The following is a 20,883-nucleotide window of genomic DNA, read 5'->3' as shown; positions in this document are numbered from 1 at the left end:
TATTTCCCCTAGATCGCCAGCTTAGTGACGCGACGACCGCCGTAAAGCATGTTCACAATAGCCCGTGTACCCATAATCGCAGTAAACATGGAGGTGATTATCCCCAGCGACAAGGTCACCGCGAAACCGCGCACCGGTCCAGTACCTACGGCATACAGAATTACCGCTACCAGCAGAGTGGTAATATTAGAGTCCATAATAGTGACGAAGGCGCGGCCATAGCCGGCTTCAATCGCATGCTGCACAGATAGCCCCGCTTTTAACTCTTCTCGTATTCGAGAGAAAATCAGCACATTAGCGTCTACCGCCATACCCACCGTTAGAACAATACCAGCAATACCCGGCAAGGTCAGCGTAGCACCAAGAAGTGACATACAAGCTGTGAGCAAGACAATATTAAAGCCCAGCGCGGCGACGGCTATAAGACCAAACACTCGGTAGTAAACCACCATAAAGACAGCAACCATACCCAGGCCGATCTTTACCGCGTTAAAACCTTGGGCAATGTTCTCTGCACCCAAAGAAGGCCCAACCGTACGCTCTTCAACAAAGTCGATCGGCGCCGCAAGTGCACCGGCGCGCAGCAATAAGGACAACTCGGCTGCTTCACCCGGCGCGTCTAAACCGGTAATCCGAAATTGCACACCTAAAGCATCTTTAATCGTCGCAAGGCTTATAATTTTCTTCTCGTCGTAAGGCACTTTAACGATCTGCTCTTTACCGTCAGCATCCATCTGGTAATGAGTACGACTCTTGCGCTCAATAAACAACACCCCTAAACGGCGGTTGATATTGTGGCGAGTCATGCGGTGCATCAAGGTGCCGCCTTCACTGTCGAGAGTAATACTTACCTGCGGCATACCGTTTTGGTCAAAACTGGCCTGCGCGTTGGCAACACGCTCACCGGTAATCACCACATCGCGCTCTAGCCACGCGCTCGGTTCGCCAGGGCCAGGGTTGCGAAACTCAAATTGCTCGCGATCTGACACCGGCGCATCGTAACGGGCTTCTAATCTGAAATCGAGATTGGCTGTTTTACCCAAAATACGCTTAGCTTCTGCTGTATCCTGAATACCAGGTAATTCAACTACAATGCGATTGCGACCCTGACGCTGCACCAAGGGCTCAGACACACCAAGCTCATTCACCCGATTACGCAAGGTCGTTAAGTTTTGACCCACGGCGTAATCTTCAATCTCTTTACGCTTTGCTTCACTAATCAAAGCGCTGAGATAAAACGAACTATCCCCTGCCGGCGAATCCAGACGCTGACCAGTTAATTCTGAGTATTCTTTACGAATTAAGGAAAGCGCAGAATCACGAAGCTCTTCCGAGGTAAACTTACCCTTAATAACGCCGTCGTCACCCAAGCTGATAAAACCGCGCACACCTTCTTCACGCAATTTCTTTTTAATGCCTGAGTTGTAGTGTTCAAGCCTAGTCGCGATGGCTGAATCGGTATCGACCTCGAGTAAGAAGTGCACACCGCCGCTCAAATCAAGACCGAGCTTCATAGCTTGCGCACCAAGATTACTCAGCCACTCTGGCGTGTTGGAAGCCAAATTTAAGGCCACAATATAACCATCGCCCAAGGCGCGCTGTACCACGCGCTGCGCACTCAGCTGCACTTCTGCGTCATATAAACGAATCAGACCACTTTTACCTGATTCATTGGCCTTCTCGCCAAAGTGTTTTATGCCACTAGCTTCCAAGGCCGCCGACAAGCGCTCCATTTGAGCTTGATCAATAACCACACCACTGCTTTCCCCAGAGATCTGCAATGCGGGATCTGGACGATATAAATTAGGTACTGCATAAAGCAAACCAAAGCCCAAAACCGCCACAATAAGCAGATTTTTCCAGAGCGGATATTTATTTAACATTGTATTTCCACCAAAACCGCCTGTTGCGACGGTGTCCGTTTAACACTGGGCGACACACCCCTAACACCCCAACTTAAACACTTATAAGAAAGCCGGTAAAAACCGGCTCTCTTTAAAAATTAACTCAATCAACCCAAACCCGAGCATTGCGGAATAGGCGCATCCAGCCACTGTCTTCCACTGAGTTATCGGCAATCCAAGAATTCTGAACCGTGCGGAACACCCGCTCTGGATGCGGCATCATTATCGTAACGCGACCATCGGCGCTACTCGCGCCAGCAATACCAGCTGGTGAACCATTAGGGTTCGCAGGATACTGCTCGGTTACTGCCAAATTGTTGTCGATATAATTCAGAGCGACCTTGCCCGCCTGCTGCAAATTAGCGAGCTGAGCTGCATCGGCAAACTCCGCCCGACCCTCACCGTGAGCAATCGCAACAGGCATATGCGAACCCGCCATGCCCGCCAGTAATATGGAGGGTGATTCTGGAATTTCAAGCTGCGCAACCCGCGCCTCGAACTGTTCTGAGCGGTTGCGCACAAAACGCGGCCAAAATTCAGCCCCAGGAATCAGCGAATGCAAATTCGACATCATTTGGCAGCCGTTGCAAACACCCAGCGAGAAGGTATCTTCACGCTGGAAATAGGCGGCAAATTCATCACGCGCCCGCGCATTAAACAATATGGTTTTTGCCCAGCCCTCGCCCGCGCCCAGCACGTCACCGTAAGAGAAACCACCGCACGCAGCCAAGCCCTTAAAGTCGGCCAAGCTCACTCGGCCACTGAGAATATCGCTCATGTGCACATCAACCGCGCTAAAGCCAGCGCGATCAAAGGCCGCTGCCATCTCCATTTGGCCATTAACACCCTGCTCACGCAGAATTGCTACCCGTGGCCGCACCCCAGTTTTAATATAAGGCGCGGCAATATCGAGCTGCGCATCAAAGCTGAGCTTGCTACTCAAACCTGGATCTGCTTCAACAAGACCATCAAACTCTTGCTGTGCACATTCAGAATTATCCCGCAGCGCTTGCATGCGGTAGCTAAGCTCCTGCCACTTGCGATGCAGCTCTAAACGTTGGCCGCGCAATACGTCCTTGCCTGCAAAACGCATCTGCACGTCATTGCCCGCCACCGCACGACCGATATTTTGAACAAGATCACCTAGACCGTGCTCCGCAAATACCGCCATTACAGCGCTAAGATCACTCGCCTTAACTTGGAGTACCGCACCGGCCTCTTCTGCAAATAAGGCGCCGTGAACAGAGCCCGCTGAGCCCAAATCCACATCCAAGCCGCAGTGGCCAGCAAAGGCCATTTCCAGCAGAGTGATTGCTGCGCCACCGTCGGAACGGTCGTGGTAGGCAATTATTTTTTGGTCTTCGAGCAATTGCTGCACGGCGTTAAAGAAGCCCGATAGCAATTTAGGGTCGTCAATATCCGGTGCGGTATCACCAATCTGCTGATAAACCTGCGCCAAGCAAGAACCACCGAGGCGCTGCTTGCCTGCGCCGAGATCGACCAGCAGTAAAGCGGTATCGCCCAAATCAGTACGCAATTGCGGGGTAACCGTCTTGCGCACATCACTCACCGGACTAAATGCGGTGATAATTAAGGACATTGGCGCGGTAATGGCTTTGTCGGCCTCATCGTCACGCCAAGTGGTGCGCATTGACATGGAGTCTTTGCCAACCGGAATAGTAATTCCCAAGGCTGGGCAAAACTCCATGCCGACCGCTTTTACGGTATCAAACAGCACTTCGTCTTCGCCGCCGTAACCCGCCGCACACATCCAGTTGGCCGACAGTTTTATATCTGACAGCTTTTCAATGCGCGTGGCAGAAATATTGGTGATGGCTTCGGCCACCGCCATCCGACCAGACGCAGGGCCATTAATCAGGGCTAGCGGCGTGCGCTCGCCCATCGCCATGGCTTCGCCGGCATAGGAGTCGTAACTCACCGTGGTTACTGCGCAGTCCGCAACGGGCACCTGCCAGGGACCAACCATTTGGTCGCGATGAACCTGACCGGTAATTGAGCGATCGCCAATGGTGATCAAAAAGCTTTTACTGGCGATGGTCGGCAGTGCCAGCAAGCGATCCAAGGCTTCATCTGCTTTAATAGCCGCGGGATCAAAACTCGGTAAGCTTAGCTTTTGGCGATTAAATTCCCGGTTCATCTTTGGCGGCTTGCCAAATAGTATCGACATCGGCAGATCAACGGGATTATTGTCAAAATAGGTATCGCCAAGGCGCAGGCGCTTATCGCTGGTGGATTCACCGACGACCGCGTAAGCGGCCCGCTCACGGGCGCAAATTTCTTCAAAGGTCGCTAAATCTTTGGGCGCAATCGCCATCACATAGCGTTCTTGGGATTCATTACACCAAATTTCGAGTGGCGACATACCCGGCTCGTCATTCGGCACTTTGCGTAGATCAAAATCACCGCCGCAGCCCCCGTCTTTAACCAGTTCAGGAAAGGCGTTAGACAAACCACCGGCGCCAACATCGTGAATAAAGGCAATCGGGTTGCCCTCACCCATGGCCCAGCAGCGATCAATCACCTCTTGGCAGCGGCGTTCCATTTCTGGGTTTTGACGCTGTACTGAGGCGAAGTCGAGATCTTCGGTAGAGGCGCCGCTACTCATCGACGACGCCGCACCACCACCCAAACCAATCAGCATGGCTGGGCCGCCCAAGGCGATTAACTTATAGCCGGCGGGGAATTCAGTTTTAATAACATGTTCGGCTTTAACATTGCCGTAGCCGCCTGCAATCATAATGGGCTTGTGGTAGCCACGCCGCTCTTGGCCATTGGCGCCAAGGGCATTTTCTTCAAAGCTGCGGAAGTAGCCGCATAGATTAGGCCGACCAAATTCATTATTAAAGGCAGCGCCACCAATGGGGCCTTCCAGCATAATATCGAGCGCAGAAACAATGCGACTGGGCTTGCCGTAGTCCGCTTCCCAAGGCTGCTCGTAACCCGGTACCCGTAAATTGGAAACACTGAAGCCAGAGAGCCCGACCTTGGGCTTAGAACCACGGCCCACCGCGCCCTCGTCGCGAATTTCACCACCCGAACCAGTGCCTGCGCCTGAAAAAGGCGAAATCGCAGTTGGGTGATTATGAGTTTCCACCTTCATCAGAAGATGAATATCTTCCTCGTGATAGCGGTATTCAGCACTGCCAGGTTCTGGGTAAAAACGACCGGCGCGATGGCCTTTAACTACGGCAGCATTGTCTGAGTAGGCACTTAATACGTCTTCGCCGCCAAGCTCGAAGGTGTTTTTAATCATGCCAAACAAAGAATGGGATTGCTCTTCACCATCAATAGTCCAGCTAGCGTTGAATATTTTGTGCCGGCAATGCTCTGAGTTCGCCTGCGCGAACATCATCAATTCAACATCGCTTGGATTGCGCCCCAATTGCAGGAAGCTTTCCAGCAAATAGTCGATTTCATCCTCGGCCAAGGCCAAGCCTAATTCGCTATTGGCCACCGCTAAGGCCTCACGCCCGCCGCTAAGCACATCAACCGCCTGCATGGGTTTAGGGCTCTGCCGACTGAACAAAGCCTGCGCCTCGTCAGGACTGGCCAATACCGACTCAACCATACGGTCGTGAATTGCGGCAAGTAGTGCCTTGCGCTCCTCTTTCTGCAGGGGCGTAGCAAGATCGACCCGATACAAAACCCCCCGCTCAATACGGGCGATCATATCGAGCCCGCAGTTGCGGGCAATATCGCTGGCCTTACTCGACCACGGCGAAATGGTGCCGGGCCGCGGCACCACAAAGAAGCTCAGGCCATCACCCTCTACAAATTCGGCGCGCGGCCCATATTGTAAGAGTTGGCTTAGTACTGCAGTACGCTCACTATCGAGCGCCACCGCGGTATCTACCAAGTGAATATATTGAGCGCTCAGTCCGCGCAGGCTCGGAATATCACCTGTCAAACTGGCCACTAATTTAGCTATGCGAAAATCTGAAAGCGCCGGAGCACCTGGAATAATGAGCATTCGGGGCGACAACCTTGATCGAATGGATTGAAGCCGGCCATTGTAAAGGAAATACGCAGGAAATTTTATCCCAAATACTCTTTATGGTGCGATCAATCGCTAAGCGATACAATCGAGCCCCATATTATCGGAGCAGCACACTTGCCAGATTGCCCCAAAACACGACGATTTCTACTGCGCGCACTGCTGTCAGTGCTTTTTATCGGTTTATTTACACACTGCAGTGAAAATAGCGACAAACTCCAACAAATTCGCAAAGATGGTGTATTGCGGGTATTAACACGCAACGGCGCCACCACCTACTACGAAAGCCAGGGTGCTCCAGCGGGGTTTGAGTACCAATTAGCCAGGGCTTTCGCCGATCACCTAGGGGTTAAACTCGAAATGATCCCTGTAGTAGGCCTCGATGAAGTATTTACTGGACTCGCCGAAGGCAGCGCCGATATCGCAGCCGCTGGCTTAAGCATCACCCCAGAACGCCAAGAAACCTTAGTCTTTGGCCCCAGCTATTTAAGTATTAAACAGTTCATCATCTACAACCGCGATCTAAACGAGCCCATAAGTAGCGCCGCAGATTTAATTGGCAAGCAAATCCGGGTTTTAGGCAATACCGCCCACGTCAATGTGCTTAAGGAGCTAAAACAGGAATACCCCAATTTAACGTGGGCAGAAAGCCGCGACTTCGAAACGATAGACTTACTAGAGCAACTTGCCGACGGCCAGATTGACGCCACCATCATCAACTCCAGCGAGTTTTATGCAAACCGCGCCTTTTACCCCAGTTTTCGTATTGGCTTTAGCGCAGGTAAACCCCGCAAATTAGCTTGGGCTATCCAAGCAACGCACGGCAACGCCGGCTTGACCAAAGCCATCGCCGATTTTTTTAAGATAGTGACCGACAATGGCAAGCTAGCCCGCCTAATCGAGCGGCATTTTACCTTTAATGAGCGCCGCACATTTATTAGCACTCAAACTTTTTTACAGCTCAAAGAAGAACGCCTCCCTGAAGTAAAAGGCATGATCGAGCAAGTGGCTATTGAATACGATTTAGACTGGCGCTTACTCGCCGCCATTAGCTATCAAGAATCACACTGGGACGCTGAAGCAAGATCACCGACAGGGGTCAGAGGTATGATGATGCTAACCCGCGCTACCGCTGAAGAACTAAACGTCGACAACCGCCTTGATCCGATGCAAAGCCTAAGAGGCGGCGCTCGCTACTACAAAAAATTGCTGAGTAGGCTACCTAGCGGCATAGAACCTTCAGATCGCAGTTGGTTTGCATTAGCAGCTTATAATATCGGCCTAGGTCACGTGGAAGACGCCAGAGTTATTACTGAGGCCAATGGTGGCAACCCCAATTTATGGAATGATGTACGCGAAAGACTGCCTCTGCTCCGCCAACGGAAATGGTATAAACCCACCCGCTACGGCTATGCGCGAGGCGACGAAGCCGCTCGCTATGTGCGCAATATTCGCGACTATTATTCACTATTAACTTGGGATGAACTGAATCGCTACCGAGTACCGCCGCCACGCATCGCCGCGGACTATTTACCGGCAGAATTCAACCGCGGCTTTGATGCGATGTGAACCTGCAGCTTGCGTTAATCAAGGCAAACTGCAGCTTAATGCGGACCGATACAGCCTACCTAGCGTGTCGCCATCGGTATAAGTTGTGCAGCGGGTTTATAACCCGGTATTAAACTACCGCTTTCCAAAACAATGGCCGGCGTGCCGGTCACCCCCATGGCCGCACCTAACTGGTATTGCGCCGCTATCGGGTTGTCACATTTCTTAGGCGCAACCACACCACCCGTCTTCAATGTATCCATTGCCGCCTTGCGATCATCTGCACACCAGGCTGATACCATTTTATCGTAGGTTGGCGTTCCCAAGCCCGCTCGCGGATAAGCCAAATACCGCACTTCGATTCCTGCAGCATTTAACTGCGGCACTTCTTGGTGTAGCTTTTGGCAATAACCGCAATCAACATCGGTAAACACATAAATCACTCCCTTAGGCTCGCCCTTGGGACTAAAAATAATCATATCCTCACGCTTAACGTCACTCAGCCATTCCTTGCGCTGAGGAGCGAGCTTCTTCTCTGCAACGCTCTCAATACCTGCAGCGCTGATTTCAAACATATCGCCAACAATAAAATATTTGCCATCGGCGCTGGCGTAGACTTTTGGGCCATTTTGCATGGTAACCAAATAAACCCCAGGCAATTCCGGACTGGCCTCAACATTGCTAATCACAATATCCGGTCTAGTGGCTTTAAAGGACGCCTTAATTGCCGCCTCAGCTGCCTTATCTACCACAACGCTTGCTGCCTGAGCATGACTCAGGGGTAATATTACGCCCGCCAAAACTAAAGCGCGCAGCGACCGACCAACTATGTATTTCATTAAATTATTCAAACAAGATCTCCAAAATAACTTCTTAGTACTGCCAAACTAGATCTTAAGAGCATCACCCAGCTTACAAGTTCAGCCTCTCGCGGCAGCTTCGGTCCATTTAAGCACTAGGATAATCACTACGCACACGCATTAATCTACGCCTGCGATGCAATATACATCCGCGCACCATGCCAATAACAGCAAGCCAATAATAATTGCACGACAGGCAAGCGAGCGCCATGATTTATCAAAAATGTTGTAAAAACGTAACGTGGCATTAAAAAGATTCGTCTAGCGCAAAATAACTACAGGAGATAATGCGTCGGCAAGATTATTCGGTACAGAGGATTCTGATCAGCTAAAACAAAAAAGGCAGCCAATGGCTGCCTTTTTGCGGAACAAAGAAAAAATTAAGCTTTGGCGCCCAACTTCTCTTTGATACGTGCTGCACGGCCGCTCAGCTCACGCAGGTAGTACAGTTTTGCTTGGCGAACGTCACCGCGACGCTTAACTTGAATGCTTTCAATCAGCGGGCTGTAAGTCTGGAAAGTACGCTCTACACCAACACCGTGGGAGATTTTACGTACGGTAAAAGCAGAGTTCAGGGCACGATTACGAATGCCAATAACAACGCCTTCGAAAGCCTGAAGACGCTCACGGGCACCTTCCTTGACTTTAACCTGAACGACAACGGTGTCACCGGGGCTGAATTCCGGCAGCTCTTTGGTGGCCTGCTCTGCTTCCAGTTCGGCAATAATTTTGTTGGTGCTCATGGCATGCTCCTAAATTCAAAGGTTTGTAGCTTCGCAGCTAGATGTCAATTAATCGTCAAGCTCACGGATAAATTCCGCCAGCAGTTTATTTTGTTCGTCGCCAAGCTCTACTTTTTCAAGTAAATCTCTGCGCCGTAACCATGTCCGACCTAGCGACTGTTTCAGCCGCCAGCGTCGTATCGCTTCATGATTGCCACTTAACAACACGTCTGGCACCGCCATATCGCGGTAGTGCTCAGGCCGCGTGTAGTGCGGACAATCCAGCAAACCTTCAGCAAAGGAATCTTGCTCTGCCGACAAATGGTGTCCGAGAACACCTGGCAACAAACGACTTAAACCATCGATCATCACCATGGCAGCCAACTCACCGCCACTTAATACGTAATCGCCAATCGACCACTCTTCGTCGACTTCGCTGTCAATCAGGCGCTCATCGACACCCTCATAACGCCCCGCTAACAATATTAGCGAAGGCTTTGCCGCCAACTCAGCCAGTCCGGCTTGCGTTAGCGGTCGCCCCTGCGGTGACAGATAAATCACTGTCGCGCCTGGCGCTACCGAAGCCTTTGCGAGCGCAATTGCTTGCTGCAGAGGCTCAGTCTTCATCACCATACCAGGGCCGCCCCCATAGGGCCGGTCATCCACAGTCTGATGACGATCTGTGGTGAAATCCCGCGGATTACAACACGTTATACTTAGCAATCCGTTCTGAACTGCTCGCCCCGTAACGCCGTAATCGCGCACTGCGGCAAACATCTCGGGAAACAGGCTAATCACCGATATTTCCACGACACTGTCCCCTATGACTCAGCCTTTATGGCCCAGCCCTGTTGGCCCAGCACCCTTACCAGCAAACCTAAGCCCCTAAAATTAGAACTCAGGGTCCCAGTCCACCGATATCACCTTGGCATCAAGATCGATATTTTTTACAAACTGTCCCGGCACATAAGGAATCAAACGTTCCTTATCGTCGATACTGCCCGCGCACTTACGTACCACCAGCACATCGTTGGCACCTGTTTCAAGGAGGTGATCCACCTCACCCAGCAAACAGCTTTCACCGGAGGACAGCAGCGTATTAACCTTGAGGCCAATCAACTGATGCCAATAAAAATCGTCTTCTTCTAATGCCGGTAAGGCGTCTCCAGCTACAGCCAGCTCTAAACCACAGAATGCAGCAGCTGCATCGCGGTCATCTACACCCACCAAGTGGCCGACGATGCCTTTGCCGTGAGGCCGACACTCGTCAAACTCGGCGCGCTGCCACTTTCCAGACTTGCAAAAGTAAACATCACTGTAGCCAAAAAAATTACTTAAGGGATCGGTGAATGAATGTATCTTCACCCATCCTTTTACCCCGTAAACCGCTGTAATCTTAGCGATTATCACCCGGCCTTGCGGGGCAAGCGCTGACATTTAAGCTGCAGCAGGTGCGTCTTTCAGCAACTTTGCAACGCGGTCAGACAGTTGTGCGCCCTTAGACACCCAATGCTCAACGCGCGCATTATCGACACGCAAACGCTCTTCATTACCACGGGCAACCGGGTTGAAGAAACCAACGCGCTCAATAAAACGACCGTCGCGTGAAGTGCGGCTGTCAGTAACTGTCAGATGATAAAATGGGCGTTTTTTAGAACCACCACGTGCCAAACGAATAATGACCATTCTTGTTCCATTTCCTAGCATTTGGGCAGGCAACAAACGCCTGCTTATCGAAAAATTCGAAGCATTTACTGGCCGAAGCCATAAAGGCGCGGAATTATAAGGGAAATAAGCGATATATGAAACACTTAGCGCAGTTTTTCTTCTGAGCGCAGCACCCTAAACATAATTACTGCTAAGCCACCAACACTCAGACCTTACAAAAACCTAATAAATACAATAATTTCAGTATATTGAATCACTTTTGTGAAGCAAAATGTAGAAGTACTGCCGCACCAGCATAAAATCTGAATTAGCCACAGCGAACAACTCACCCCACAAAAGACAGTTTACATCCCGGGAAAACGACCACCACCTGGGGGCATCATTCCGCCCATGCCTCGCATCATATTGGTCATACCACCCTTCTGCCCCATTTTCTTCATCATCTTAGCCATCTGCTTGTGCTGCTTAAGCAAACGGTTCAGATCCTGAATCTCGGTACCAGAACCAACAGTAATACGACGCTTGCGCGAGCCATTAAGTAAATCTGGATTGCGACGCTCCGCTGGAGTCATCGAGTTGATAATAGCCTCCATACGGGTAAACATTTTGGTATCCATCTGGCTTTGAGCCATTTGCGCCATATTGCCCATGCCAGGCAATTTATCGAGCAAACCTTTCATACCGCCCATATTTTGCATTTGCTGAAGCTGGTCGCGAAGATCTTCCAGATCAAACTTCTTACCTTTCTTAAGCTTCTTGGCCAGTTTTTCGGCTTTATCTTTGTCGAGCTTCGATTCTGCCTCATCGATCAGCGACAGAATATCGCCCATACCAAGGATGCGCGAAGCAATACGATCAGGGTAGAAAGGGTCGAGGGCATCGATTTTTTCGCCAACCCCCATGAATTTAATTGGCTTGCCTGTAATATGGCGCACCGACAATGCCGCGCCACCGCGGCTATCAGCATCCGCCTTGGTCAGAATAACCCCCGTGAGGGGCAACGCCTCGCCAAAGGCCTTGGCGGTATTGGCAGCGTCTTGGCCGGTCATCGCATCGACCACAAACAAGGTTTCCACCGGCTTTATCGCGGCGTGAAGGTCCTTGATCTCGGTCATCATATCAGTATCGATATGAAGGCGACCGGCAGTATCCACAATAAGCACATCATAAAAACGCAGCTTAGCTTCAGCAATCGCCGCTTGCGCAATTGCGACCGGCTTCTGATCAATATTGCTTGGGAAAAAACCAGCACCCACGTCGGCAGCCAAGGTTTCTAACTGCTTAATTGCAGCCGGCCGATAAATATCGGCACTAACCACCAATACTTTCTTCTTGTGCTTCTCTTGCAAAAACCTGGCTAACTTGGCTACCGAGGTCGTTTTACCCGCACCCTGCAAACCCGCCATTAAAATAACCGCCGGCGGCTGGGTCGCTAAATTAAGGGCTTCATTTTTAAGCCCCATAATCTGCTCCAGCTCTTGCTGAACGATCTTAATAAACATCTGACCGGGGCTTAAGCTTTTGCTCACCTCCTGGCCCACCGCGCGGCTGCGCACCGCCTCAACAAAATCTTTTACTACCGGCAGAGCAACATCTGCTTCTAGCAGCGCCATTCGCACGTCGCGCATGGCCTCGCTAATATTGTCATCGGTCAAGCGCGCCTGCCCAGTAACATGGCGCAGGGTTTGCGATAAGCGTTCCGTTAAATTCTCAAACATGCTTAAACTCTCTCAATCTCTTAGATTCTGCCGGTAGCATAAGGAAATCGCGGTTCGAGTCGACATTCTTGCGTGAACCCGCTTACAATCCTATTCACTTGTGCACCTAGAAATACGCAGGCTTTACACGATAGCGCAGCAGTATAACCGAGTCTCAAGACAGACCCAACGCTCAGTGCACACATCAACGACATATTGGCCATACCGAACCTATGAATCTATACAGCAGCATCGCAGCCATCACGCTCTATCTTGTTGCCGCGGGAATTCAATACCGCTTAATTAATTCGCCAATCAGCTACCGCAGCCTAGCGCCAGGCCTGCTCGCCACCCTGTGCCATGCTCTTGCTGCGTTTACCGCCATTTCGACCCCGGCTGGCATGGACCTCGGTGTCATACAGGTTTTATCTCTTATTACCTGGCTTATTTGCCTTATTACCCTCAGCGCCAGCCTGCGCAGGCCGCTGCACAATTTATTGATTGCACTCTACCCTCTTGCCGCAATTAGTCTGATCGCAGAATTACTGATACCAAGTAAACAACAATTACTAGATCACCAGACCCTTGGAGTATTAAGCCACATCCTGCTGTCGATACTCGCCTACAGCATGCTCACTATTGCCGCAGTGCAAGCCATTGTACTCGCCCTGCAAAACAGAATGCTCCGCGACCACCGCTTAAAAGGACTCCCCAGTATTTTACCCCCCCTGCAAACCATGGAAGCCATGCTGTTTGAATTAATTTGGGCAGGGTTCGTACTTTTAAGCTTGGCCATTACTACCGGCACAGTCTACGTAGACGACATCCTCGCTCAACACCTTCTTCATAAAACAGTGTTTTCAGTATTGTCTTGGGTGTTACTTGCAATTTTATTATGGGGTCGCGCCGCCCTTGGATGGCGCGGCAATATCGCCATACGCTGGACGCTATGGGCCTTTGCCTGCTTATTGCTGGGCTACCTTGGCACCAAGATTGCTCTCTCGCTAATCATTCATTAATACCGAAGCTGAGATTACGCTTGTCGTGCCCCACATTTTTCTTCAAGATTGGCACTCATTTCATATTAAGGGGTTCTGGGCTTTTTGAACGAGGCACCGCTGGGTCTTCTCTTTGGCATATTAGCTGCACTGATCATTCTGTCCGGATTCTTTTCCGGCTCCGAAACTGGAATGATGTCCCTCAACAGATATCGTCTGCGTCATCGTGCCAAATCCGGTCATCGCGGCGCCAAGCGCGCATCCAAACTGCTTGAAGAACCCGACAGCCTGATCAGCACGATCCTGATTGGCAACAATCTGGTCAATAATTTAGCCGCCTCGATAGCCACCATTCTTGCGATTCGCATGTACGGCGACAACGCCGTAGTGCCAGCCTCAATACTGCTAACCTTGGTATTTTTAATATTTGCGGAGATCATCCCCAAGACCATTGCCGCCTATAAATCTGAAGCCGTTGCCTACACCGTCAGCCACGTTTTACTGCCCTTGAAAGCCTTATTGTTTCCGGTGATTTGGCTGGTCAGCCATGTAACCCACTTTGTATTGCGCCTAACCCGCATTGAAAAGAATGATGGCTCGGAACACATCGGCCTAGATGAATTGCGCACCATCGTTGGCGAGGCCGGCCATCTCATACCCAAGCATCACAAAGGGATGCTGATGAACATCCTCGATCTCGAACAGATCACCGTCGACGATATTATGATTCCCCGCAACGAAGTATTCGGCATTGATATCGACGCCAATACCGACGCCATTATTCGTAAATTGCGCGACGCCGAATTCACCCGCATCCCGGTTTACCAGAACGACATCGATAACATTGTTGGCATTCTGCACCAGCGCGACATTATCAGCAGCGTTGACGAGCAGGGCCGGGTGCAACGCGACGCGCTATTACAGGCGGTTCGCGACCCCTACTTCATTCCAGAAGGCACGCCACTAAATACCCAGTTGTTTAATTTTCAGAAACAGAAACGTCGACTCGGCATTGTAGTTGACGAATACGGAGTCATGCAGGGTATTGTGACCTTAGAAGACTTGCTTGAAGAGATTGTCGGCGAGTTTACGTCTAACCTCAGCACCGACACCGAAGACATCATTCATCAGGCCGACGGCAGTTATTTAGTCGACGGTACCACCACAATTCGCGATATAAATAAAAGCATGAAGTGGGAGCTACCCACCGATGGCCCCAAGACCCTCAATGGTTTGCTGCTTGAGAAGTTAGAGTCCTTCCCCGAGGCATCAGTTGGCGTGTCTATCGGCCGCTACCGCTTTGAAATAATCGAAATGAAAGGCAACCTTATTCAATCGGTACGCGCTTACGTTAAACCCAAAGCACGTCACTAAGCGCCGCCAAGCAATAACGCCGCGCTAACTACCGTAGCGCGCGCGGCAGCGCTGACTAGCAAGCACAATCACCTCGCGCTTAGCGGCATTATTCAACTCCGACCAATCACCAATTTCGCGCAAGCTGCGATAGCAGCCCATGCAAATGTCTTCTTCATCCAACGCGCACACCGACACACAAGGAGAGGCGACCGGCTTTTCTTTAATTTTGACACTCATTTTTCTGGCGTCATTTGCGGACGTAAACCGGCATTAAAACGCTGACCATTCTCAACGTAATGCGCTGCGGAGAGGATCAATGCCGCCTGCTCCTCCTCAGTCAACAAACGCTTAACCTTCGCTGGCGCACCCATAACCAAGGCGCCATCGGGAATAACTGCACCTTCGGTAACCAGCGAATTTGCGCCAATTAAACAGCCCTTACCAATTTTGGCGCCGTTTAAAATCACTGAGTTAATACCGATCAAACTACCGTCGCCAATCGTACAGCCGTGCAACATAACTTTATGTCCTACGGTCACGTCGTCGCCAATATGCATTGGAAAACCGCCGTCGACATGCAGCACCGAACCATCCTGAATATTGCTGCGCGCGCCGACCACAATCTGATCTACATCGCCACGAATGACTACATTAAACCAGATGCTGGCCTCGTCTTTGAGCACCACCGAACCAATAACAGTGGCATTGTCAGCGACAAAATGACCGTCACCCTCTAGTCGCACTCGGCGCTCACCCAGTTCATATAACATTGCAATTCCTTTCATTCTCGCCAGCCTGACAACAGCTTAACACCGACGCGCAAGCGACAAAACTCAACTTAGATTTCAACAAGTGCAGAAAACTCATAAGCAGGCTCTTCATAAGGGTGCGCCGCCACCAGCGCCGCCTTCACAGCACTCGCGCTGCCGGCCGAACAAAGGGTTTCCACTCGGTACTCAGCAACAGACTCAAGACTACCCAGTTCGCCTAAAAAGGGCGAGCTCCCGACCATCGGCCGAAACTGGCCCTGCCCCAACACCTGCCAGCAACAGTGCTCGTAATTGCCCTGCTGGCCAGCACCTGCCGCGAATACCGCTTGCTTCACCTCATCGAGGTGGCTAGCCGGCACAAAAAACACCAATTTAAGCATTGGGCTCATCATCAGTATCTGCCTGAACCCCAACGACCTGCTCAGCCTGGTCGGGCCGCACCTCTTGGCTAGCGTAATACTCCGCCGCAAATTGCGCTAAGCGCCCTTCTTCAATCGCGAGGCGAATCCCCGCCATGTGATTTTGGTAATAGCGTAAATTATGAATGGTGTTCAATTGCGCACCGAGTATCTCTTTGCACTTATCCAAATGGTGTAAATAAGCGCGACTGAAGTTTTGGCAAGTATAGCAATCACAGTTCGCATCCAGTGGCGCGATGCTGGTCTTATGCGCCGCATTGCGAATTTTAATCACCCCAGTAGAGGTAAACAAATGACCATTGCGCGCGTTGCGGGTCGGCATTACGCAGTCGAACATATCCACGCCGCGCATAACGGCTTCGAGAATATCCGAAGGCTTGCCCACGCCCATTAAGTAGCGCGGTTTATCGGTGGGCAAATGATCGGCAAGGGAGTCCAGCACCTTCAGCATCTCATCTTTAGGCTCGCCAACTGACAGACCACCAATGGCATAACCGTCAAAACCCACTTCAGCCAAACCCGCGAGGGATTCCCTGCGCAACTCAGGGTACATGCCGCCCTGTATTATTCCGAACAGCGCCGCGTCATTGCCTGCGTGCGCGGCCTTACTGCGCGCACCCCAACGCAGTGACAACTCCATTGAAGTGCGCGCCTCGGCCTCGGTTGCAGGGTACGGTGTGCACTCATCAAAAATCATCACAATATCAGAACCCAAATCGCGCTGAATCTGCATCGAGGTTTCCGGATCAAGACAAACACTGCTGCCGTCGACTGGCGATTTGAACGACACGCCAGCTTCAGTGATCTTGCGCAACTTACCCAAGCTCCACACCTGAAAGCCGCCGGAATCGGTTAGTATCGGCCCCTTCCAGCCGATAAAATCGTGCAGGCTACCGTGCGCTTTAACCACCTCGGTACCTGGTCGCAAGCTAAGATGAAAGGTATTGCCCAAAATAATATCGGCACCGATCTCATGGATATCCCGCGGCAACATGCCTTTTACCGTACCGTAGGTACCCACTGGCATAAACGCTGGGGTTTCGACCACACCCCTCGGAAAATCCAAACGTCCTCGCCGCGCCAGACCATCGGTGGTATCTAGCTCAAACTTCATCCGGCACTCGCTCATACTTTGCTTCCTGTTGTCGCGGCGTCGCAGGCGGGGTACACCAGCATGGCATCGCCATAGCTAAAAAATCGGTACTGCTGCTGCACAGCCTCATCATACGCGGCCAGTACCGCCTGTTGCCCAGCAAACGCACTAACCAACATAATCAGCGTTGACTCTGGCAGGTGAAAATTGGTAATCATTAGATCAACACTTTTAAAACGATAGCCTGGGTAGATAAAAATTCGACTATCACCCGCAAACGCGGCGATCTCGCCTGACTGCGAAGCTGACTCTAAGCTGCGCACACTCGTCGTACCCACCGCCACTACTCTGCCGCCACGCGCGCGCGTCGCGCGCACTTGCCCACAAACGGCCTCATCCACCTCAATATATTCGGCGTGCATCTGATGATCGCGAATATCATCTGCCCGCACCGGTTGAAACGTACCGGCACCAACATGAAGAGTCACGAACGCAATCTCGACCCCTTTATCAACACACTGCTGAATCAAGGCTTCGGTAAAATGCAGACCGGCGGTAGGTGCAGCAACGGCGCCATCGCGACTCGCGTAAACGGTCTGATAGCGCTCGCGATCTTCAGCGGCATCTTCCCTCTCTATATAGGGAGGCAGAGGCATATGGCCCAAGCGATTTAAAACCGCCAGTATTGGCTCGGCAAACTCCAGTTCAAATAACGCGCCTTGACGGCCTTGCACGACAACCACATCGCTGCCCGCTGCCGCTTCATTGTTAGCGGCCAACAGCAACTTCGCACCCGCCTTCGGCGCCTTACTCGCCCGCACGTGCGCTAAGGCGCGCCGCTCATCAACAATCCGCTCAATTAAAATCTCAACCCGTCCGCCACTTTCTTTACAGGCAAATAAACGCGCGGGAATAACGCGGGTGTTATTAAAGACCAGCAAATCCCCTGCGCGAAGATAATCTGGCAAAGATTTAAATTGCTGGTGCTCACACTGCCCGCCGCTGCCGAGCACTAATAAACGACTACCGTCACGCTCAGGCATGGGATGATAGGCAATAAGTGCTTCGGGAAGCTCAAAATGGAAATCGCTGCGCTGCATAATGTCGGTATTCAATAGAAAGGGCGCAAGATTAGCGGAAATTGGCGATGGACTCCACCGCCGACCAAATTTCAGTAAATAAGCCCTGTATTTCGAGATATATTAAGAAAACTGTAATGGTCGATTGACGCCACGAAAAAGCTTGCTATAATCGCGCCCCAATCACATGCCAGTGTGGTGAAATTGGTAGACACGCTAGATTCAAAATCTGGTTCCTTCGGGAGTGGCGGTTCGAGTCCGCCCACTGGTACCATCTTTAGAAAATCTTGATATTTTTAAATATCAGCACCCCCAAGACTAGGTTTTCCAAACGGGAAAACCGCCACAGCCTTTCTTATCGCTAAATTTAATTGCTAGCTAACAACACGCCAACACTTTCCAAGACGCCCTACTGCCTTTACACTCTTGCGCACCAACTGAATCGTGTAACGATAGCATAGTGCCGGACGTTGTAAGTAAGCAAGGCAAAGTGCGACAGCCACCCACTCGCGGTGAATGCTATTGTGATACTTCCCGACAAAGCTACGCAAACGATGCTTTTACGCACCATATAAACACCCGCGCAGCAGCTACAGGACAAGCTTTCGAATGACAACTAAATCCACTTCTTATTTATTATTAACGCTTAGTGCATTTACCAGCGTCAGTTTGGCTACAGAACACGATGCGAAAGCCGATCCAGAAATTGTATCGGTCACCGCCAACCGCATCGAAAAACAGCTTAAGGAGCAGAGCGTAGCAATCAGTATTATCGACAAGCAAGACATCGATAATATGGGCCACACCCATATCAGCGAAATTCTCAGCCAAACTCCCGGCGTGTGGGTTAGTCGCGGCAACGGCCAGGAACACCTCACCGCGATTCGTTCGGCGGTACTCACCGGCACCGGCAGCTGTGGAGCATTTTATTTTGCCGAAGATGGCATTCCGCTGCGCGCACCAGGCTTTTGCAATGTTAACGGTCTCTTTGACGTAAACGCCGAGCAAGCCGAGCGCATAGAAGTTATTCGCGGCCCAGGCACCGCAGTTCACGGTTCCAATGCCTTAAACGGCGTGATCGACGTTATTAGCGCCGCACCTAGCGCTGAGCCGGAAACCCATTTTTCCCTTGAGGGCGGCCCTCATGAATACGGCCGCGTAAAATTCAGCCACAGCGACACCAGTGGCAAACACGGCTACCGCCTGAGCGCTCAAGGTAACCACGACGACGGCTACAAAGATGACTCTGGCTTTGATCAACAAAAATTGAATTTGCGTCATAACTATCGTGGCGACACATGGTCTATTCAGTCCCTACTGGCAGCAAGCAACCTGAACCAAGAAACCGCGGGCTATTTAATTGGCAAAGATTCCTATAAAGATAGTAGCCGCAAGCGCGAAAACCCTAATCCCGAAGCCTTTCGCAATAGTAAAAGCCTACGGTTTTACAGTCGCTTTGAGCGCGAAGGCGACAAAGATTCACGCTTTGTTGTAACCCCTTATTTTCGCGCTACTGAGATGGAATTTTTACAGCATTTCCTGCCAGGCACGCCACTAGAAGAGAATGGTGAGCGCAGCGTTGGCGTGCAAACCGCCTTTTATCAAAATTACAGTGAAAACGTCACGCTCTACAACGGCTTCGACATGGAAGTGACTAAGGCCTATCTTGAGCAATCCCAAGCGCAGCCGAGCTTTGCCTCCTTCCCCACCGGCCAGCAGTACGACTACGATGTAGATGCCTTATACAGCGCGTGGTTTATTGGCGGCGACTGGCAGGCAGCAGAGCGCACCAAAATTAATTTTGGCGCGCGTTACGACATTCAATTCTACGATTACCAGAACAATATGCTGAGCGGCAATACCGCCGCCGATGGCAGTGCCTGTCCGTCTGGTACCTGTCGCTACGCACGGCCAATCGACGACAAGCAACGCTTTCGCAACAGCTCATTTAACCTAGGCCTCATACAAAGCATCAGTACTAACACCGACATTCTCGCCAATGCCAGTCACGGCTTCCGCGCACCTCAGGCTGCCGAGCTATACCGCCTGCAGGCCCAGCAACTCAGCGCCGAACTCGATGAAGAATCCCTTAATAGCCTAGAAGCCGGTTTCAGGGGAACATGGCCCACCCTGAGCTACCGTGTAGCCTTGTATTGGATGCAAAAAGACGATGTTATTATTCAAGACAGCGACCGCCGCAATATCAATAATGGCAAAACCCTAGATCGCGGTATTGAAGCCGATTTTAACTGGCAGCTCAGCCCTAGCTTGCAATGGCAGCTGCAAGCCAGCTATAGCAAACACCAGTACGGCAACGATGCGCTTGCGCCAGAAGGCAATGAGCTTGATACCGCCCCCCGCCAATTGGCAAGTACGCGCCTCCGCTGGCAGCCCTTTGACGCCACCACAATTGAGTTTGAAGTACAGTATTTGGGTGAATATTTTCTTGATGGCAACAACGATCATCGCTACCCAGGCCACACGCTTGGCAACTTGCGCTGGCGCCAGCAATTAAGCCAGCAACTGTACTCCGTACTGCGAATTAACAACGTAAGTGACGAAGATTACGCCGAACGCGCAGATTATGCCTTTGGTAACTACCGTTACTTTGTCGGCGAACCCCGAGCAGCCTACCTTGAACTGGGTTTAGACTTTTAAAACACCCTAAATACGGCCCGTTCGGGCCGTAAATACACTTTTTGTGTGATCTTAATCACAGCTATGCAGCCTCCCTATATAACGACTTAATTAAGT

The 20,883-nt window shown here is 51.2% G+C and carries 17 protein-coding genes and 1 tRNA gene; 5 read left to right on the top strand and 13 right to left on the bottom strand.

The genetic code is table 11. The features are described from left to right. Positions 1-8: 8 nt before the first annotated feature. Together secD and purL are read right to left on the bottom strand one after the other, a co-directional pair. On the bottom strand, positions 9-1,883 hold the full coding sequence (secD, locus tag AB4876_RS01930) for a protein translocase subunit SecD (RefSeq protein ID WP_368379961.1): 1,875 nt from the start codon (positions 1,881-1,883) through the stop codon (positions 9-11). Positions 1,884-2,007: 124 nt separating this feature from the next. Then, positions 2,008-5,895: a phosphoribosylformylglycinamidine synthase gene (gene purL, locus AB4876_RS01925; protein WP_368379960.1), complete on the bottom strand. Its 3,888-nt coding sequence runs from the start codon at positions 5,893-5,895 to the stop codon at positions 2,008-2,010. 141 nt (positions 5,896-6,036) lie between these two features. On the opposite strand from purL, the gene mltF reads away from it, so the two are divergent. After that, entirely contained in the window at positions 6,037-7,488 is a 1,452-nt protein-coding gene (gene mltF / locus AB4876_RS01920; protein WP_368379959.1) for a membrane-bound lytic murein transglycosylase MltF, read from the top strand. 59 nt (positions 7,489-7,547) lie between these two features. On the opposite strand, the gene AB4876_RS01915 is transcribed toward mltF, so the two are convergent. The 6 genes from AB4876_RS01915 to ffh form a co-directional block, all read right to left on the bottom strand. Beyond that, positions 7,548-8,318: a DsbC family protein gene (locus AB4876_RS01915; protein WP_368379958.1), complete on the bottom strand. Its 771-nt coding sequence runs from the start codon at positions 8,316-8,318 to the stop codon at positions 7,548-7,550. 389 nt (positions 8,319-8,707) lie between these two features. Beyond that, positions 8,708-9,070 (bottom strand): 50S ribosomal protein L19, encoded by a 363-nt coding sequence (gene rplS / locus AB4876_RS01910; RefSeq protein WP_301026733.1) that lies wholly within the window; start codon positions 9,068-9,070, stop codon positions 8,708-8,710. A 48-nt stretch (positions 9,071-9,118) separates the two neighbouring features. After that, positions 9,119-9,859 (bottom strand): tRNA (guanosine(37)-N1)-methyltransferase TrmD, encoded by a 741-nt coding sequence (gene trmD / locus AB4876_RS01905; RefSeq protein WP_438273393.1) that lies wholly within the window; start codon positions 9,857-9,859, stop codon positions 9,119-9,121. A gap of 81 nt (positions 9,860-9,940) precedes the next feature. Beyond that, on the bottom strand, positions 9,941-10,486 hold the full coding sequence (rimM, locus tag AB4876_RS01900) for a ribosome maturation factor RimM (RefSeq protein WP_368379957.1): 546 nt from the start codon (positions 10,484-10,486) through the stop codon (positions 9,941-9,943). After that, positions 10,487-10,735, bottom strand: coding sequence for a 30S ribosomal protein S16 (gene rpsP, locus AB4876_RS01895; protein WP_301026731.1), 249 nt, complete (start codon positions 10,733-10,735; stop codon positions 10,487-10,489). 326 nt (positions 10,736-11,061) lie between these two features. After that, positions 11,062-12,435: a signal recognition particle protein gene (ffh, locus tag AB4876_RS01890; protein ID WP_368379956.1), complete on the bottom strand. Its 1,374-nt coding sequence runs from the start codon at positions 12,433-12,435 to the stop codon at positions 11,062-11,064. A gap of 212 nt (positions 12,436-12,647) precedes the next feature. On the opposite strand from ffh, the gene AB4876_RS01885 reads away from it, so the two are divergent. After that, positions 12,648-13,433 carry a cytochrome C assembly family protein gene (locus AB4876_RS01885; RefSeq protein WP_368379955.1) on the top strand — a complete coding sequence of 262 codons (786 nt, stop codon included), beginning with the start codon at positions 12,648-12,650 and terminating at the stop codon, positions 13,431-13,433. 84 nt (positions 13,434-13,517) lie between these two features. Next, on the top strand, positions 13,518-14,786 hold the full coding sequence (locus AB4876_RS01880; RefSeq protein ID WP_368379954.1) for an HlyC/CorC family transporter: 1,269 nt from the start codon (positions 13,518-13,520) through the stop codon (positions 14,784-14,786). A 24-nt stretch (positions 14,787-14,810) separates the two neighbouring features. Here the strand turns inward: AB4876_RS01880 and AB4876_RS01875 are convergent, their stop codons facing one another. From AB4876_RS01875 to queA, 5 genes are all read right to left on the bottom strand, one after another. Then, the gene (locus tag AB4876_RS01875) at positions 14,811-15,005 is read right to left on the bottom strand and encodes a DUF1289 domain-containing protein (RefSeq protein ID WP_368379953.1); all 195 of its coding nucleotides are present in this window, start codon (positions 15,003-15,005) and stop codon (positions 14,811-14,813) included. Next, the gene (locus AB4876_RS01870; RefSeq protein WP_368379952.1) at positions 15,002-15,538 is read right to left on the bottom strand and encodes a gamma carbonic anhydrase family protein; all 537 of its coding nucleotides are present in this window, start codon (positions 15,536-15,538) and stop codon (positions 15,002-15,004) included. The genes AB4876_RS01875 and AB4876_RS01870 overlap by 4 nt, the downstream gene beginning before the upstream one ends. Before the next feature lie 68 nt (positions 15,539-15,606). Further along, complete coding sequence (locus tag AB4876_RS01865) at positions 15,607-15,918, bottom strand: YqfO family protein (RefSeq protein ID WP_368380113.1); 312 nt, start codon at positions 15,916-15,918, stop codon at positions 15,607-15,609. Beyond that, positions 15,911-17,071, bottom strand: a complete 1,161-nt coding sequence (gene tgt, locus AB4876_RS01860; protein ID WP_438273396.1) for a tRNA guanosine(34) transglycosylase Tgt — start codon at positions 17,069-17,071, stop codon at positions 15,911-15,913. Before tgt ends, AB4876_RS01865 begins: the two co-directional genes overlap by 8 nt. A gap of 11 nt (positions 17,072-17,082) precedes the next feature. Further along, positions 17,083-18,150 carry a tRNA preQ1(34) S-adenosylmethionine ribosyltransferase-isomerase QueA gene (gene queA / locus AB4876_RS01855; RefSeq protein ID WP_368380112.1) on the bottom strand — a complete coding sequence of 356 codons (1,068 nt, stop codon included), beginning with the start codon at positions 18,148-18,150 and terminating at the stop codon, positions 17,083-17,085. 168 nt (positions 18,151-18,318) lie between these two features. Between queA and AB4876_RS01850 the strand changes: the two genes are divergently transcribed. Together AB4876_RS01850 and AB4876_RS01845 are read left to right on the top strand one after the other, a co-directional pair. Next, positions 18,319-18,403: transfer RNA gene (locus AB4876_RS01850), tRNA-Leu, on the top strand. 335 nt (positions 18,404-18,738) lie between these two features. Beyond that, positions 18,739-20,787 (top strand): TonB-dependent receptor, encoded by a 2,049-nt coding sequence (locus AB4876_RS01845; RefSeq protein ID WP_368379950.1) that lies wholly within the window; start codon positions 18,739-18,741, stop codon positions 20,785-20,787. Positions 20,788-20,883: the final 96 nt, after the last annotated feature.

Source organism: Zhongshania guokunii (genome assembly GCF_040892635.1).
Classification (GTDB): Bacteria; Pseudomonadota; Gammaproteobacteria; order Pseudomonadales; family Spongiibacteraceae; genus Spongiibacter; species Spongiibacter guokunii.
This window is presented reverse-complemented; position numbering and strand designations above follow the sequence as displayed.